Origin of the sequence: Marinococcus halophilus, from assembly GCF_900166605.1 — a bacterium.
In the GTDB taxonomy this organism is placed as follows: Bacteria; Bacillota; Bacilli; order Bacillales; family Marinococcaceae; genus Marinococcus; species Marinococcus halophilus.
Genome location: NZ_FVZD01000003.1, coordinates 109,363 through 125,028, shown reverse-complemented (window position 1 = coordinate 125,028; position 15,666 = coordinate 109,363). Strand labels below are relative to the sequence as shown.

The following is a 15,666-nucleotide window of genomic DNA, read 5'->3' as shown; positions in this document are numbered from 1 at the left end:
TCAATATAAATGGTCGCTCGCCGGATAATAGAGAGGTCACCCCAACGTTAGACATAGAACCAAATTATTTTCATTCAGAAAAAAGAGAAGATTGTTGGTCTGGATTCCGTAGCTTGTATAGACGTGACGTCGTTACTTATTTATGGACGCTGTGGGGTCTATCCCGTCGAAAGCGATAGAAGTTATTGCCTTACACGACGATAGCTGCCATGCGTAAAATTTGTGAAAAAGGGAAAAGGGAAACGTTTCTTTAAGCTGTAATCCGTTATATTAGCCAGGAACGGCGGTATAATGGTGTAAGCAGGGATCGACAAATATTCGTAGCACTAGTTATCTGTGCGATATCGCTGACACAAGGAAGAAAGGAGCGCGAGAAACATGCTTCAGCCGACAAAAAAGCTAGGGTTAATAACTGCGCCGGGATATGCAGCGAAACTAGGGGAAGCGTTACAAAGAGACCTTCCTCCGTTGCTGGCCCGTGATGTCGATGAAGAATATAGCTGGCAAATTGAATGTACCGAAGACCTCCTTACAGGCGAAACAAATGACTCTTTGGAAGTGTTGGAGGCTTTGGAAGCTACAAATGTTCATAATAAATGGGATTTTGTTATTGCTTTGACGGATTTACCGTTATTCCAGGAAAAGAAGACGATCTTGGCAGAAATGGCTGAAGATAAAAATAGTGCATTTATTAGCCTCCCTGGTCTTGGTTTTATGCCAATGTATAAGCGTGTTCGAGAGGCGGTTTTACAGTTGGTGAATGAGATGTATTATGGAAGCTCAGACCAAGCCCGGGCGTACGTTGAAAAGCGAAATCAATTGAAAAAGGGCCCCTCCCTGAACAGCAAAAATCAATCGTCAACAAGGTTGATGAGCAAACGTCTGTTGGAGATTTTATCTCCTATTACACGTGAAACTCTAAACGATCCAGCCTCGAAGGTCCGTGTACGATACATGGTCAAGAATCGAAGTAGTGGAAGATGGCGTATTTTTTCGGGAATGGTGCGGGCGAACCGCCCGTGGGATATGTTTCCTGCTTTTATCAAGGTTGTAGTGGTGGCGTTCACGACAGGAGCTTATGCGCTGGTTTTCCCCACCCTTTGGCAATTGAGTCATGAGTACAATGCCTGGCGAATGCTCATGCTTTCGGTGGTTTCGATCTTAGCAATGGTGAGTTGGATCATTCTCGCTCATCGGTTGTGGGAACAAAAAGCCAAGGAAAAACCAGAGTATATCCGAAAATTATACAATACGACCACGTTTGTTACCTTATGTTGGACGGTCACGATGTTCTATATTTTATTATTTCTTCTATTTTCGGCCGCTGTGATGATCCTTATTCCCATTGGAATGTTGGAAGCCCAGTTATCCGGAACGGTAGGGTACCTGAACTATTTCTACGTAGCTTGGACCGCCACAAGTGTGGCGACTATTGTTGGAGCGCTGGGATCGGTGTTCGAAGAGAAAGAGATGATTTTGGAATCCACCTATGGATATCGCCAACGTTGGCGACATGAAAGAATCAAGAGATTCAATGAGGAACAAAAACAAGAAGAACAAGCGAAGAAAGAAGCGGTAGAAAGAAAGCACCAGGACTCTAAAGCGAAGAAAGGGACCGAAAAAACTAACATTGAGTATCACCGTGCGTTACCAAAAGAAGCGGAACCTCTCATCGCCGTAACACGTAGCAAAAGAGCATGAAAGTAACGCCCTGCTCGGTAAGTCAATGCTTACTGGGTTTAGTAAAATGATTGATATGAATGCCTGTTTCTTTCTTTAGTAAAAGGAAAAAGAACTGCAAGCAGGCATTTACTTGGAGTTCTTTGCTTCTCTACTAATGGTCAAGGGTACATGTTAGATTGTTTTCCCAACACCCGTTTGCTTTGTTCTTGGTGCCCTGTTTCATCATCAATTAGATTGGCCAGTTGATTATGGAGTTCAATCATGCCCAGTGCTTCCGCCTATTGCCAACGTTCCACTTACTGATCAATCGTTGCTGCTTCGGCCTCCCGAGCGGCTTCCATCGTCTGTCGAACGTTAAAGATTTGAGAAACATTTGCTGGCGCTATCACCGGCGTCCCGTCGAGTGTCCGAAAATTGGCCTTCCATAATTGAAAAATAGGCTCATTGGTTGGTTTGACAACAACTTTCCTGCAACCGCTAAACTTCTAAGATGTCAACGGTACATATTAATTCTTCGACCTTATCCATGGCGCGTCCGTAAAGTATATATTCGAGAAAAATAACAAGATCAATGAGAGCGATAAATTTTTTTCATCAGGTATGGTACAGACTTTTTGCGTTTGTTGCTGAAGATCTTCTATTGACGTTATCGTTGGTAGAACGAGCTGAACCAGGCCGACAGCAATGCCCTTGGGTGTTTTGTTTAACTCGCTCAATCCGTTCATAAAACTCCCCCTGGTTTCGAAACCCTAAATATACGTATTCAATGAGATCCACAGCCGATTGTCTGTGGGTTTCCCTTGTTTTTAAATATTTAAGTTGGCAAATAAAGTTAGACAAAACGTCAGTCCTCATGTACCTCATGAATACTTTTAACAAGAAATAATAATCCAACGATTTTCTTGAGAAGTGATTTTTCTGAAAGTGATAGCGAAAACATAAGGCTAACCAACGTCGTAGAAATTTATGTACTTGGATAGATTGTTCGAATATTCATTTAACCCGTGTTGAGCTAGTGTTCCCAGATCTGCAAAACAAATAACATGATCATGCCTGTTGCCGATTGATCGCCAATTGAAAAACTCCTTGCTGCAATCAAAGGAAATGAATTTGAATAGATGCTTAGGGAAGGAGATGTACTACCGATGCAGCGTAATTTCAATATCTCCGATTGATCGATCGGCTGAAGGATATCAAGCCCTTTCGATAAGCATTCGACTAGGATAATTATGGTACTCTTGTGGTGACGGCCGACATCGGTATCTTCTTCCAAGTGGTCAAATTCCTGTAAGTAAGCCGAATAGGCCCCTCTCGCGAATGTATTACCACATCATGAAGTATTTGACGGACTCGTCCCAACTGCTTGGCGATCTAGGAAACAAATGTTTCATTCTGCACGTCGGCTTCTATGAGAACGATTTCATTCGTGCTCAATCCTTTAATTCCTTTGGTCGGAAATTCACATTAAATATATTACGAATCACTTTTTTCGTTGTCTAGCTTAATTTTACAATCAGCGTAATTAAATATTTTTCTTGAAAAACATAAATTTATAAAATTTTCCGAAAATTTGTTTATGATTTTCTTTAAAAAGGGAATTAGGTAAAAAGGATTTCTTAAACTGACGGAGAGGGGGCACTATGGCTAAATCGAAGGAAAGACGACAAGGGAGACGCATACTTATTAAATCATGAGAGTGAAACGGTGCTAAAAGAATGATTTTATGTGCGGAGACCTAATTTTTTCGATTAAGTGTACAAATCGATGAATCGTCCTTCAGTGTTTTGCGCAACTTTAAATTTTGTTTGATCCCAGGCAACTCAGTGGGGCGGGTGACCTATACTTAAGTACGCCCCAAGCAATCTTTATAAATAGGAGGGGCTTTTCTATGCCGAAAAAGCTGTTTGAGGTAGATCTGAACAAAACGATGGACCAACAGACGACGCCGGGGCACAACCGCTGGCACCCGGATATTCCTGCCGTATTTTCCGTAGACCCGGGAGAGACATTCCGGATGGAATGCCTGGATTGGACCGATGGCCAGATAAGCAACAATGATGACCCCTCGGACATTAAGCACGTGAATCTCGACCGGGTGCACGTACTAAGCGGTCCGGTCCATGTAAACGGTGTGGAACCGGGCGATCTGCTTGTTGTTGATATTCTGGATATCGGAACGTTTCATTCACATGAATGGGGATTCAATGGCATTTTCGCTAAAGAAAACGGTGGAAGCTTTTTAGTGGACCATTATCCGGAAGCGGCCAAATCTATTTGGGATTTCGAAGGGATTTATGCCACTTCGAGGCATGTGCCAAATGTAAAATTTGCAGGTATTATTCATCCGGGGCTGATTGGCGTAGCGCCGTCGCAGGACATGCTGAATGAATGGAACCGCAGGGAAAAGGAACTGGTGGATACAAACCCTGACCGGGTGCCTCCGCTGGCGAATCTGCCGACAGAGCATTCGGCGGTGCTCGGGGAGCTCAAAGGTGAAGAGTTCGACCGGGTAGCAGCTGAAGGAGCAAGAACGGTACCCCCAAGGGAAAATGGCGGCAACTGTGACATTAAGAATCTATCGAAGGGCTCGAGAGTGTACTTTCCGGTATTTGTCGACGGGGCAAAGCTGTCGGTGGGAGATCTTCATTTCTCGCAGGGGGACGGAGAGATTACATTCTGTGGCGGGATTGAAATGCCCGGCTGGATTGACCTGCAGGTACATGTGATTAAAAACGGCATGGAAAAACACCGTATTCAACGAAATCCCGCGTTTAAGCCGGGACCGGTGATGCCGCATTACAATGAATTTCTAGTCTTTGAAGGTGTCTCTGTTAATGAATTTTCCGGAGGCCAGACGTATTTGGATGCCAATGTTGCTTACAGGAATGCCTGTCTGAATGCGATTGAATTTCTGAAAACGCTTGGGTACACCGGGGAGCAGGCCTATATGCTTTTAGGTACGGCGCCGGTGCAGGGCACGGTGGCAGGCGTAGTGGATATACCGAACGCCTGCTGCACGCTGGCCCTGCCTAAAGACATCTTTTACCAGAACATTCTACCGGAGTTGGATTAATATGGCCCATTTTACGTTTAAATGCCGGACGTGTGGTACGTTTGAGCGCTGGATGGCATCAAAGGGAGCGCGGGTCAGCGAAGCGCCGTGTCCCTCATGCGGGGAAGCCGCCGGAAGGGTCTTCCAGCCAGTACACCTGTCCAAGATGGATGCGAAGATAAAGGCCCGGATCGAGCAGGGCATGCAGCCGAAAACACGGCAGCGAAAAGATCTTCCCGCCATGCAACAGCCTCGGCAGCGGGCCCCTAGGCCTTGGCAGGCAGGCCATTAAAGAAGGAGACCCGAAAAAACCGGGTCTCCTTTTTCAGCTATTTTTCTCCCCGGTCTTTTCCAGCTATTCCAATAACCGCGATGGCAGCCAGCATCACACCGTAAACAATCGAAGAAGAGAGAAAGGGCCTTTTAGTAATTGTTAAAATACACGGTTCAACTTGGCAGCATCGTTCCTTATGTTCCTGATCATACATATTTCAAAAATGAACACCGCCTCCCCTCAGGCAGCGCGGGATGGCCGAGCCGCCATCGAAGACCTGGAGGATACTAGAAAAATGTTTAACCCTAAAACATTACATCGGCATCTACAAGGTGCTGGCTTCCATGTACGGAAAAGTGACGTTGTTTCCGGAAGGCTCATCCTGAAATACTTTCATCTGGTAACGGCTTTGCCGAAAATAGTGATTTCCAGCATTGAAACTGGGCTACATGAAGAAAGCCTCCATCCCGAAGCAGCGAAAATACAGTTGGCTCGTACTGTCGTGGCGATGTACCATAACGAGCAGCAAGCTGAATAGCAATTTGTTTTGGTTTTTCAACAAAAAGAAACGCCTTAGAACAAATGCATCATATAAGGTGAAATGCTTGAAAAGATGATGCTGTTAACGGCTGAGACCAGAAACTCCCTAACAAAATACAGCCATAAAATTTTCTTGGCGGAAAAACGAATTGAGCAGCTTTTGCAGCGACAGTGGATGTTATCGGTGCTTATATGATCTTAACAATATATAACCATGCCTATTAAACATAATTACGCTTATCAGTAGTCTATAACCACTTGTTGAGAACAAATCGTTCTCCACTGTTTGTATTTACGAATATCATAATGATGACCAATTTCTAAAATTAAAATGACAAGTTTTTCATCATTGAGGTGAGCAATGCTTAGGTGCCGCCTATGCAATATCGTCATTCTCCAGCTTTTGTGCCATTAACGTTTTTCTAAGCGCTCTAGAATCTGTTGTACCCACTAAGTTTTTATGAATTCAAGTCATAAGCATGCCGGCTTGATATCTATCTATTTTTAATGTTTTTGTGCTCTTTGTTCAAATGGTACTTCATATTCGCGCATTGTTTACATCTAATTCCTTTGTCAACTTATCAAAAGAAATATCGTCCCGAATCTCGTATTGTTACTGCAGGGCTTGATAATAGAGTTTCAAGTGTCTCAGTTATAGTTCAAGATAAAACTCCTTTTTCTAATAATTGTAAAACAAAAGCGGGAGTAGTAGGATAGTCATGAAACGGTAACGAAACGTCTCAGGATATAATTCGAAGAAGGATGGATTTCTATGAAACGAAAGCTGCTGATAAGGAAAGAAGTGTTCTTGCTTAGTCTAACGATTATATTTCTTATAGGGGCCCTTTTCTATGTGCAACGAGGACCGGAGACAATTTCCGATTCTACGGCTTCAGATAACGACTCTCGTTCATTTGAAACAGTAGAAAGAAAGGATAATGAGGAAGAAAAACCCAACGAGGCAGAAAAAACTAAGCCTGAGCAGGTATATAAGCCTGTAGAGCCAGAAGATGACAGTACACCGTTAAAAGATCAGTTGGAGCAGGAAGAATTGGAAATGATGCCTGAGCTTGAAGCAGCAGGGGAAGAAAGGACAAGGCTGATGCCGTTTGGAGAAACACTAATCACAGGAACGAAGGATCAAACGGACGGACCGTTGAAAAATCATCGACTTGTTACATATTATGGCCATCCCAACTCCACCAATATGGGGATACTCGGGCAAATGGAGCCTGACGCCTTCATGGCAAAATTAAAGACTCAGGCTCAGGCCTATTCCAACGCTGATCCATCTCATCCAGCTGTCCCCACCATTGAACTCATTGCCACCGCTGCTCAACGAGACCCTGGTTCGGACGGCAACTACGTTCGCATGACCTCGCCGGAGCAAATTGACAAGTATGCGAAGCTTGCCGAGGAAAACGATGCTTTATTGATGCTGGATGTCCAATTGGGCAAAGACTCTGTGTTAAATCAAGTGAAGTCGTTGGAAAAATGGCTGAAGCTCCCTTATGTTCATCTGGCCATCGATACCGAATTCCAGGTGGGAGAAGGAGAAACGCCGGGTATCGATCTTGGCCAGGTTAACGGAACAGAGATTCAACAAGCCGTGAGTTATCTCACAAAGCTCGTTGAAGACAACAACCTTCCGGACAAAATAGTTCTCGTTCATCAGTTTACGGACGTAGCGCTGACGAACAAAGAAGTCATTCAGCCAACCAGCCATGTAGAGGTGGCTTTAAACTTTGACGGGTGGGGAGGCGCTGCTGCAAAAATGACTAATTACAAAGAATATGTGCGGAATGAAGCTGTACAGTATGGTGGTTTTAAAGTGTTTTATGATAAGGATGAACCAGTCATGAGCCCGGAAGAAGTCCTTCAGTTGGATCCTGCTCCAGCTGTAGTCAATTACCAGTGAAGATTAGAGTGTCAATGTCTATACAATCGCCAGATATGCTGCTTTGTTATTTTCAAGGTGCTTTTGATTAGCTTAATTATACAAATTTAGCTAAGAAGCCCCCTAAGATGAAAGAAGAAGTTAGAATCAAAATAAACAAAAAGGTTATGTCTCTATGAAGCTTGGCCAAAAATACTAGGGAAGAGTTATTTAATATTTCATGAATCGCTTTATTGACTCAGGCAAAATTAGTTAATAAAAAATTAAGATGTTTGTTTTTTAGTTTAGAAATGAACCCAAGGTGTAATAAATAAAGTGGCAATTAAAGTCAGCATACTTATGATTGTCCCTATGTAAGTAGTCGTGGAAAGCGCCAGCCTCGCTCAGGCTGGCGCTTTCTTCTTTTACGAGTTAAAAAAGGGTCCAAATGCCAGAGCACGCCAAAATCAATAGCTTTCAGATTGGCTTCGAGATCCTCGACAGTATTGCTGATAGATTTCGATGTAGCTACGGTACAATGAAACAGGTCTTCCCTGATGGAAGCGACCAACCATCAACAAAAGAATATGTTGGACGTCTATCGGCAACAGGCGGAAGAACTAGGAACACCCCCCGACAAAAAAATAAGGGGGGAGGTATTCTAGATCAGCATTTGAATTCACATTTCCACGGCTACCCCCAGCAACAGTACCGCAAGGGCGCGTTGCAGCCATTTAGCTTGGACATGCCGGGCTGTTTTGGTCCCCAATGGGGCGGCCAGCAGCGACGCCACAATGAGCACGACGGCTGGCAGGAAGGGCACCTGGCCGGTGATCAGCTTGCCGGCACTAGTGCCGATAGAAGAAATAAGAGTGACGGCGAGCGAAGTCGCAATGGTAACCCGGGTGGGAATTTTTAAAACCACCAGCATGATGGGCACGAGAATAAAAGCGCCTGCCGCTCCGACAATGCCAGCGCTGATGCCTACGACAAACGCACTGCTGGCAGCAATCCACCGAGAAAACGATACGGATTCCTGTGCTTCCTGCTGCATGGGTTGCTGCGGAAGCACCATCATGATGACAGCAATGGTCGCCAGCAGAGCATAGGTGATGTTAATCATGTTTTCGGAAAACGCCCCGGAAAACAGGGACCCGAGTAAACTGCCGATGATAATACTGGTGCCCATGTATCCGATCAGGGAGGCATGCAGGTACGAGCCCTTTCGATAGCCCCATACGCCCCCAATGGTCGCAAACAACACCTGCACCGCAATCGCCCCGGATACATCATGGGCGGTAAACGAGCCAACGCCGAGCAGCGCCGGCACATACAACAGCAGCGGGTAATTGATAATGGAGCCGCCGACGCCAACCAGTCCGGAAATGTAGGAGCCCACCGCTCCTAACACAAAAACCGTAATCAAAAACGAGACGGTCATGCTTTCGCCTTCTTTCTATTCCTTCTCTTCCGATGCAGGCCGACGGCCAAACCAGGCAAACACCCCGAGAACGGCGCCAGCCAAAATCAAATGGGGAGCAATCATAACTAGAAAAAATTCCATAGGTTACTTCCTTTCTCCTCGAATGTAGGCGGCATCAAATAAAAATAACCGCATGAGCAAATACAGCGAGGGAATGAGTAATAAAAAGCCGGCAATAAACGCAGTGATCAGCGACCAGGCCATCGTCTGATTAACGAACCCATCATAAATGGTCAACTCATCATACAGAAGCCATGGCAGATGGGAGGCACCGTAGCCGAACCACGCGCTGAAATATTGCAGCATGACGAACACAAAAGCTGTTCCTAATCGCTTGCCCCGGTAGCTGAGATAGACGACCAAGGAGAAAAACAGGAACGAAAGCCCAAACATCCACCAGATATTCAGCATGCTGGAAAAATGTTCCGGGTTGTGCTGACGAATACCGATAAAGACGAGGCCGCTGGCAAGGATCGTTGGCAGGGACCAGAACAGGGTATACCGGCGAAATAATCGATACGACGTGTTATCACCCGCTTTGTGGGCGTAGTACTGCAAAAAGGCAGAAGAGATAAACAGCACGCTGATGATCGCCAGAATCACGACACTCCAGGCATACAAACTGGAAAATAATTCGCCGTATAACAGGCGAACCTGCCCGTTGGAAACATTGACGTACCCGCCCTCGGAAATGGTGAGGGCGATGGTCAGCGAAGCGGGGATTAAAAGACCCGTTGCTCCGTATAAAAATGAATAGACAGGGCTGTCTTTGGCTCCGTACGTATTAAAAGCGTAATATGACCCGCGAATCGCAATCAGCACGATCGAGATACTGACCGGCACCAGTAAGGCAGTGCCAAAATAGTAGGCGGTCGATGGAAAAAAGCCAACGATGCCGACAAAGAAAAAGACGAAAAAGACGTTGGTGACTTCCCATACGGGAGACAAATAGCGCTGGATGAGCGAATTGACCTGGTGGTCCTTCCGCGAAATCTTATTAAAGAAGTGGAAAAAACCAGCGCCAAAATCAATCGAACTGACGATCATGTAGCCGTACAAAAACAGCCAAAGCACGCCCATGCCGAGGATTTCCAGGTTCATTTGTCATCCCTCCTGTCCCCGTACCGCTGTTCGAGTTCATGAGCGGCTGGATTTTCTTTAAACATCCGGCGGAGTACTACAGTGGCAGTCACTCCGAGGGCGATATACAGGGCAATGAACAAGTAAAGCATGATATCTACGTGTTCGGCCGTGGTCGCTCCTTCCGGCGTACGCATGATCTGGTGCAAAATCCAGGGCTGGCGTCCAACCTCGGCGAATACCCACCCGAATTCGATGGCTAAAATGCCTAACGGCCCACCGGCGACAATGCCGCGCATCAGCCATTTATTATATTGCCAGGCCGGCTTTATCCGGCGAATGAGTAAATACATAAAAGAAATCGCCAGCAAATAGATGCCAATGCCCACCATGCCGTCAAATAAGTAATGAATATATAACGGAGGGGTGTCGGATTCCGGGAATTCATTTAAGCCAATTACTTCTTCGTTGGGGTTGCTGTGGGCGAGAATACTAAGGGCATAGGGGATTTCCAGTGCCCCGGTGACCTCCTGGTTGTCTGCTAAAAACCCCCCGACAATCAGCGGTGCCTGTTCCTCCGTTTCAAAATGCCATTCGGCAGCGGCTAATTTTTCCGGCTGATATTCCGCCAGATACTTGCCGGACAGATCGCCAATCGCGGCTGTAGCTGCTGCGAACACGAAAGCGGACACCATGGTCAGGTGGAGCGCTTTTTTATGATAAGCATGACGATTGCCCCGAATCATTTTGGTGGCCGCTATGGCCCCCAGCACAAACGCGGATGCCAGGTAACAGGTAATAATAACGTGAGCCGTTTTCGTCGGGGTGGCCGGGTTGAACATCGCCACCAGAGGATTAATATCGGTGAGCACCCCGTTTACGAGTTCAAAGCCCTGCGGCTGATTCATAAAGGAATTGACGGTAGTGATAAAAAAGGCCGATAACGAGGCGCCGATCACCACGGGGATGACGAGTAAAAAATGACGCCACCCCGATTTGAACCGGTCCCATGTATATAAATAAATGCCTAAAAAGATAGCCTCAAAGAAAAAGGCGAAAGTTTCCATAAATAACGGCAGAGAAATCGTCTGACCGGCGAGCTCCATAAAATTGGGCCAAAGCAGACTCAACTGTAAGCCAATCGACGTCCCGGTTACCACCCCGACGGCGACGGTGATCACAAACCCCCGGGCCCATCTGCGGGCGAGCAGGGTATAGTGGGGGTCCCGTTTCCGGAGGCCGGTCCACTCGGCGAGGGCAATCATTAACGGTACTCCAACCCCAATGGAAGCAAAGATAATATGAAATCCTAATGTTAATCCTGTCAAAATACGGCTGTAGGTGGCCGGATCATAATCAATCATGGTATCCTCCCTCAGGATCAGCTATGAAAATAGCCGTCCAATTAATGAAAGTAAAAATAACGAAGCAGCAATAAAGGCCACAATGGCCAGCTTTTTTTCCTGATTTTCTCCCACGCTGAAGACCTCCTTGAAACGAGGCAAAGACCCTCGGCTGACCTCGCCGGGAGCCTATTCCTTATTTGATGTCTTTTTGGCAGTAGTACCAATCCACACAGTCGTATTCATCGCTGTTCATCCGCTCTTGCGCTTCTTCTTTGGTCTTCGGCGGACTCACGATGGCTTTGTCTCCGGAGTTCCAGTTGGCCGGTGTGGAAACGCCATGCTCATCCGTGGTGCGCAGCGCTTCGACGAGACGGACAATTTCTTCCATGTTTCGTCCGGTGGAGAGAGGATAGTAAATCACGGCCCGGATTTTTTGGTTGTCATCAATGACAAAGACCGCCCGGGACGTTTCTGTGCCGGTAGATTCCGGCATGACCATGCCATACTGGGTAGCGACCTTTTGATCCAGATCCGCAATGATCGGAAATTCAATTGTTGTCTGGAAATTTTCTTCGATGTTGCGGACCCAGGCGATGTGCGAACTTACACTGTCAATGCTGAGCCCCAGCAATTCGGTGTTCATTTCTTTCAATCGCCCGTACACCTCCTGAAAAGCGACAAATTCCGACGTACACACTGGTGTAAAGTCTGCCGGATGGGAAAAGAGGACGAGCCACTGCCCGGAATAATCGTTCAGCGAGATATTTCCGTGCGTCGTTACCGCATCGAAAACAGGTGCCTGCTCCCCAATACGCGGAAGGCCTTGGCCTTGTGTTTGTTGTTCTTGTTGTTCCATAAATTGATCATCTCCTTTTTTCTAAAATTATTAATAATGGTTTTTAGGAAGCCTATAGCCAATATATATCACATTGAAAACGTCAATTTCTGATTTCATCAGAATTGTCATTGAATGTTAACATTACGGGTATGGGTATATAAGCATATTGATAAGTATACTGAGGATTTATAAATACTGTTATGATGATGTTTTAAAAAAATTGTTATATAAGGAATAATAGATTTTATTTAACTATTGGTTTTGTAAATAGAAAACGTTATCAATTTACGGTTGTCCTACATACAACAAGGGGTATAATAAATGAAAAGGATATAGTTATTCTCCCCTTGCTTGTATTTTTAAAGTAGTAGGACGTACATATGGAACAGTTTCATCAAGTCGTCTTGTTGGGGGAGGAACCGCAAGGATTACGGTTGCTGTCCAGTTAAGGAGATAGACGAAAGGCATTGATGTGCAATTTTCCATCTAGCGGATAAGCACTGTTATCAGCCGTTGTTCGGTATCAATACGACCACTGTAAAAGCTGGCTAAAATGCCTTTTGTTTTCTCTAGCTTCCCCATACTTTCTAAAACCCCATCTCGCTCAATACTTTTAATCAATTGATTCATACGTTAGAGCGTTTTTTTTATCTTTGGTCTGCCAGTACTGGTAGTCCTGAAACGCATGATGGGTGAAGAAATCATTCAGTTTACTTATCAATATCAACGGACGTGGTTTCTTTCCGGGTCAGTTGATTGATAGATTCCGATAGATGCTGAGAGTTGCTCGGGTTGTTTAACAGATAGATGGTTTCAAGGTATTGATTGTATTCGTCTTCGGAGATGAGCACCGCGTTTCGTTCTTTGGTCGTGATCGTGACGGCTTCATTGTCGTCGTTGACTTTATCAATCAATTTCTTAAAGTTTTTTCGCGCATTGGAGTAATTCATGACGGTCATCATCATCAGCTCCTTTTTTATATTGTACAATATGTCGATGATTTTCTCATGTAAATTTCTGCCTAACAAACATTTGAATTTTTATCATTGAAAAAGCAGAACTTTATAAGATGTTTAACACATGCGTCAAAAACTATCATTACTCCTTTCAAAACCCTTTGGAAGCTTTCTGGTATGTATCAGAAGTGTGAAAGATGTTATGAGAGGTTTTTAAAGTACCCTTATCAAACATATAAACAATTACATTTACTTAAACGTAATTGTTTAAGTAACCAAAAAAACATTATTATTTGTATTTTTAACCAACTATACACCACTTGATCATGATAAAATAAAGGCTAAAGAAAGCTTCAATTTCCTTAGGTTTTGAGATAAGAACAACAATAGGGAGGGCGTAGAATGAACAACCTTGTTTTACCAGGACATCACACCCAAGTTCTTTCATTGGAAAGCTCTCACTCGTTTCTGGACAGTGAGTTGTATAAAGATATCTCTTCTCAAGGTTTCGAAGGGGTAGAGTGGGAGCAAATTCCCGATGAGTTTTTGATGTACATTTATTTACATAAAAACAATACGCTCCGTAAACAGAGAAGCGAGCGGACAAAGCGTAAATATTTAGAAACACTTGTTCCATTCCTTACTTATGTACAAGCGTTCGGGGGATTAAGAGAAATTTCTGCTCAACGTATTTATGCGTATCAGCTATATCTCGAGCGAGAGAAAGGATATAAGGCAAGCACATTGGCACGTCATAGTACGGTCATCAAACAGTTCCTGCGGTTCCTCGTACAGGAAGATATGATAGAAACAAATTTAACGACAAAAATGGCTCCTGTTGCTCAACCGAGAGAGGAGCTCGTAGACCGGGATCTTCATGAGCACGAAGTTCAGCAATTACTCTCTTATTTCAAACAAAAAGATTTATTTGCTTACACGTTGTTGGTTGTTCTGACGAGTACAGGTATGCGGATTGAAGAATTGGCCAAAGCCAAGTGGCGTGACCTGGAATGGCGCTCGCCTGAAGGAGCCTTTTTTCTGCACATTATGGGAAAGGGCGAAAAAGAGCGGCCGATTTTTCTTTTCGCCGATGTGTTGCGTATTCTCCAAGACTTCCGGAGAGAAAGGGAAATGATCACCGAGACCTTTACAGGAGACTCTGCGTTCTTTCCAAAGAAAAATGGGGGACATTACCATGTAAACTACCTCGGGGATCGTTTCAGCAAGCTCATGGCCTCGGCGCCTTTCCCATTTGTTCAACATCGTCGAGATCCTATTACGCCACACACGTGCCGTCATTATACGACGTATTATATGTTAGAGCATGGTGCTGATCTTGCATCGGTTCGGGATATGTTGGGACATGCGTCGATACGAACGACGGAGCGTTATCTCTTGCGTAGAAGAAATTATGGGGAACATGCAGGATTGAAGGTCAACAATAGTAACTTTATCACTTAGTATAAGGTAAGGAGCTGTTCCGATGAATGGAACAGCTCCTTTTATTTTGAGAATATAACTTAGTTAATATCTTCTTATTATATTCTAGTCGGAGAAGTAATGAATCCCATTTTTAATGAAATTAGATCCGTTGCTTCAATTAATATTTTGGCTAATTCTTGTTGTCTCTCCTCTAAATTAATCTCGGACAGTGGGCCGGAAAGGCTAATACCTGCCACTACCCTTCCAGTTCTGTCCCTTACTGGTGCTGCTATACAAGCCCTACCCCAAGCTAATTCTTCGATTTCTGTGCCATAACCTTGATCTCTAGTTTCTTGAAGAGCTTTTAATAGTTGCTCTTTGTTTACTATAGTGTTTGAGGTGTATTTTTCAAAGTTTAAATCTTGAATTAAGCTATTAATTTCCTCTGTCTCTAGATGCGCCATAAGAATTTTTCCTATTCCTGTAGAATGTAACGGGTTTGTGTAACCTACAAGAGTATACATCCTTGGAGATTTCCTACTATCAACATGAGCTAAATAAAACATTTTATTTTCATTTAATACTGCTAAATTAGCTCCCAGGTTAGTCCTTTGTTCTAAGTTATAAAGCTCAGGAAGAGCTTGTTTCCGGATCTCATAATTGTTAAGAGAAATTCCAGCTAAGGAAATAACTTTTTTACCTAAAAAATAAGCCCCAGAAAAATTATTCTTCTCAATAAATCCTCTGTCTACAAGAGTTGTAAGAAGTCTTGAAACACTACTTTGAGACATATCTAGCATTTTACAAAAATCCGCTACTCTTAATTCGAAATGGGCGTCTGAAAAACAATCCAATAATTGTAAAGCTTTATCGACACTTTGGGATTTTCCTTGATTATTAGCCATATTGGTTACACCCTTCGCTATATAGATTTAATATTTAAAATTATAGCTGAATTTAAATGAAATTAAAAGTAAATAACCATAATGAGCTAAATAGAAGTTTGTTTTTAGTTTTTTGTTGCCATTATTCATTATTAGTGTTTTAATATCAATATACGGATATCAAATCTGAAATATGGAATTTAATTTTATTTTTAGGAGGAAAAAATTTTAA

Annotated in this window: 14 protein-coding genes; 6 read left to right on the top strand and 8 right to left on the bottom strand. The window is 44.0% G+C overall.

All coding sequences use genetic code 11. The annotated features are described in order from the left end of the window. Nucleotides 1-378: 378 nt before the first annotated feature. The 5 genes from B5066_RS00765 to B5066_RS00740 all read left to right on the top strand — a co-directional run bounded on the left by B5066_RS00765 (nt 379) and on the right by B5066_RS00740 (nt 7,467). On the top strand, nt 379-1,701 hold the full coding sequence (locus tag B5066_RS00765) for a YIP1 family protein (protein ID WP_179123993.1): 1,323 nt from the start codon (nt 379-381) through the stop codon (nt 1,699-1,701). Between the two features lie 1,870 nt (nt 1,702-3,571). Then, complete coding sequence (fmdA, locus tag B5066_RS00755; protein WP_079474057.1) at nt 3,572-4,756, top strand: formamidase; 1,185 nt, start codon at nt 3,572-3,574, stop codon at nt 4,754-4,756. Between the two features lies 1 nt (nt 4,757). Continuing rightward, the gene (locus B5066_RS00750; RefSeq protein ID WP_079474056.1) at nt 4,758-5,027 is read left to right on the top strand and encodes an FmdB family zinc ribbon protein; all 270 of its coding nucleotides are present in this window, start codon (nt 4,758-4,760) and stop codon (nt 5,025-5,027) included. 178 nt (nt 5,028-5,205) lie between these two features. Next, nucleotides 5,206-5,547: a hypothetical protein gene (locus B5066_RS00745; RefSeq protein ID WP_094908929.1), complete on the top strand. Its 342-nt coding sequence runs from the start codon at nt 5,206-5,208 to the stop codon at nt 5,545-5,547. 855 nt (nt 5,548-6,402) lie between these two features. Next, nucleotides 6,403-7,467 carry a hypothetical protein gene (locus B5066_RS00740; protein ID WP_233133458.1) on the top strand — a complete coding sequence of 355 codons (1,065 nt, stop codon included), beginning with the start codon at nt 6,403-6,405 and terminating at the stop codon, nt 7,465-7,467. A gap of 637 nt (nt 7,468-8,104) precedes the next feature. On the opposite strand, the gene B5066_RS00735 is transcribed toward B5066_RS00740, so the two are convergent. From B5066_RS00735 to B5066_RS00710, 7 genes are all read right to left on the bottom strand, one after another. Then, on the bottom strand, nt 8,105-8,866 hold the full coding sequence (locus B5066_RS00735; RefSeq protein WP_079474053.1) for a sulfite exporter TauE/SafE family protein: 762 nt from the start codon (nt 8,864-8,866) through the stop codon (nt 8,105-8,107). A gap of 15 nt (nt 8,867-8,881) precedes the next feature. Continuing rightward, nucleotides 8,882-8,989: a cytochrome bd oxidase small subunit CydS family protein gene (gene cydS, locus B5066_RS17060; protein ID WP_407690195.1), complete on the bottom strand. Its 108-nt coding sequence runs from the start codon at nt 8,987-8,989 to the stop codon at nt 8,882-8,884. A gap of 3 nt (nt 8,990-8,992) precedes the next feature. Then, complete coding sequence (locus tag B5066_RS00730; RefSeq protein ID WP_079474052.1) at nt 8,993-10,009, bottom strand: cytochrome d ubiquinol oxidase subunit II; 1,017 nt, start codon at nt 10,007-10,009, stop codon at nt 8,993-8,995. Continuing rightward, nucleotides 10,006-11,352, bottom strand: coding sequence for a cytochrome ubiquinol oxidase subunit I (locus B5066_RS00725; RefSeq protein ID WP_079474051.1), 1,347 nt, complete (start codon nt 11,350-11,352; stop codon nt 10,006-10,008). The genes B5066_RS00730 and B5066_RS00725 overlap by 4 nt, the downstream gene beginning before the upstream one ends. Before the next feature lie 175 nt (nt 11,353-11,527). Continuing rightward, on the bottom strand, nt 11,528-12,190 hold the full coding sequence (locus B5066_RS00720; RefSeq protein WP_079474050.1) for a peroxiredoxin: 663 nt from the start codon (nt 12,188-12,190) through the stop codon (nt 11,528-11,530). Nucleotides 12,191-12,658: 468 nt separating this feature from the next. Beyond that, nucleotides 12,659-12,754 carry a type II toxin-antitoxin system RelE/ParE family toxin gene (locus B5066_RS16920; protein WP_244897321.1) on the bottom strand — a complete coding sequence of 32 codons (96 nt, stop codon included), beginning with the start codon at nt 12,752-12,754 and terminating at the stop codon, nt 12,659-12,661. Between the two features lie 128 nt (nt 12,755-12,882). Further along, nucleotides 12,883-13,131: a type II toxin-antitoxin system Phd/YefM family antitoxin gene (locus tag B5066_RS00710; RefSeq protein WP_079474049.1), complete on the bottom strand. Its 249-nt coding sequence runs from the start codon at nt 13,129-13,131 to the stop codon at nt 12,883-12,885. A gap of 399 nt (nt 13,132-13,530) precedes the next feature. Between B5066_RS00710 and B5066_RS00705 the strand changes: the two genes are divergently transcribed. Next, the gene (locus tag B5066_RS00705; RefSeq protein ID WP_079474048.1) at nt 13,531-14,589 is read left to right on the top strand and encodes a tyrosine-type recombinase/integrase; all 1,059 of its coding nucleotides are present in this window, start codon (nt 13,531-13,533) and stop codon (nt 14,587-14,589) included. A 77-nt stretch (nt 14,590-14,666) separates the two neighbouring features. Here the strand turns inward: B5066_RS00705 and B5066_RS00700 are convergent, their stop codons facing one another. Beyond that, nucleotides 14,667-15,455 carry an IclR family transcriptional regulator gene (locus B5066_RS00700; RefSeq protein ID WP_079474047.1) on the bottom strand — a complete coding sequence of 263 codons (789 nt, stop codon included), beginning with the start codon at nt 15,453-15,455 and terminating at the stop codon, nt 14,667-14,669. Nucleotides 15,456-15,666 lie beyond the last annotated feature (211 nt).

Bases quoted from the DNA above. Each gene is read 5' to 3' on its own strand.
- B5066_RS00725 (WP_079474051.1), bottom strand. From the start codon at position 11,352: ATGATTGATTATGATCCGGCCACCTACAGCCGTATTTTGACAGGATTA.
- B5066_RS00700 (WP_079474047.1), bottom strand. From the start codon at position 15,455: ATGGCTAATAATCAAGGAAAATCCCAAAGTGTCGATAAAGCTTTACAA.
- B5066_RS00710 (WP_079474049.1), bottom strand. From the start codon at position 13,131: ATGACCGTCATGAATTACTCCAATGCGCGAAAAAACTTTAAGAAATTG.
- B5066_RS00765 (WP_179123993.1), top strand. From the start codon at position 379: ATGCTTCAGCCGACAAAAAAGCTAGGGTTAATAACTGCGCCGGGATAT.
- B5066_RS00745 (WP_094908929.1), top strand. From the start codon at position 5,206: ATGTTCCTGATCATACATATTTCAAAAATGAACACCGCCTCCCCTCAG.
- B5066_RS00735 (WP_079474053.1), bottom strand. From the start codon at position 8,866: ATGACCGTCTCGTTTTTGATTACGGTTTTTGTGTTAGGAGCGGTGGGC.
- cydS (WP_407690195.1), bottom strand. From the start codon at position 8,989: ATGGAATTTTTTCTAGTTATGATTGCTCCCCATTTGATTTTGGCTGGC.
- B5066_RS16920 (WP_244897321.1), bottom strand. From the start codon at position 12,754: ATGGGGAAGCTAGAGAAAACAAAAGGCATTTTAGCCAGCTTTTACAGT.
- B5066_RS00730 (WP_079474052.1), bottom strand. From the start codon at position 10,009: ATGAACCTGGAAATCCTCGGCATGGGCGTGCTTTGGCTGTTTTTGTAC.
- B5066_RS00705 (WP_079474048.1), top strand. From the start codon at position 13,531: ATGAACAACCTTGTTTTACCAGGACATCACACCCAAGTTCTTTCATTG.
- B5066_RS00750 (WP_079474056.1), top strand. From the start codon at position 4,758: ATGGCCCATTTTACGTTTAAATGCCGGACGTGTGGTACGTTTGAGCGC.
- B5066_RS00720 (WP_079474050.1), bottom strand. From the start codon at position 12,190: ATGGAACAACAAGAACAACAAACACAAGGCCAAGGCCTTCCGCGTATT.
- fmdA (WP_079474057.1), top strand. From the start codon at position 3,572: ATGCCGAAAAAGCTGTTTGAGGTAGATCTGAACAAAACGATGGACCAA.